Annotated in this window: 2 tRNA genes; both read left to right on the top strand. The window is 53.4% G+C overall.

Annotated features, from left to right (window positions below):
• Nucleotides 1-8: 8 nt before the first annotated feature.
• Nucleotides 9-85: transfer RNA gene (locus ATB76_RS26945), tRNA-Arg, on the top strand.
• A 58-nt stretch (nt 86-143) separates the two neighbouring features.
• Nucleotides 144-220: transfer RNA gene (locus ATB76_RS26950), tRNA-Arg, on the top strand.
• The last annotated feature ends 42 nt before the right edge of the window (nt 221-262 follow it).

The following is a 262-nucleotide window of genomic DNA, read 5'->3' on the forward strand; positions in this document are numbered from 1 at the left end:
GCACGAAGGCGTCCTTAGCTCAGCTGGATAGAGTACCTGGCTACGAACCAGGCGGTCGGAGGTTCGAATCCTCCAGGACGCGCCACTCTTTAGGGTTTCCTTAGTGAACTCCTGATATTGGGAATACCGATATCGAAAACTGCGCGTCCTTAGCTCAGCTGGATAGAGTACCTGGCTACGAACCAGGCGGTCGGAGGTTCGAATCCTCCAGGACGCGCCACTCTTTAGGGTTTCCTTAGTGAACTCCTGATATTGGGAATAC

Source organism: Vibrio sp. MOR3 (assembly GCF_001557775.1).
GTDB classification, from domain to species: Bacteria; Pseudomonadota; Gammaproteobacteria; order Enterobacterales; family Vibrionaceae; genus Vibrio; species Vibrio jasicida.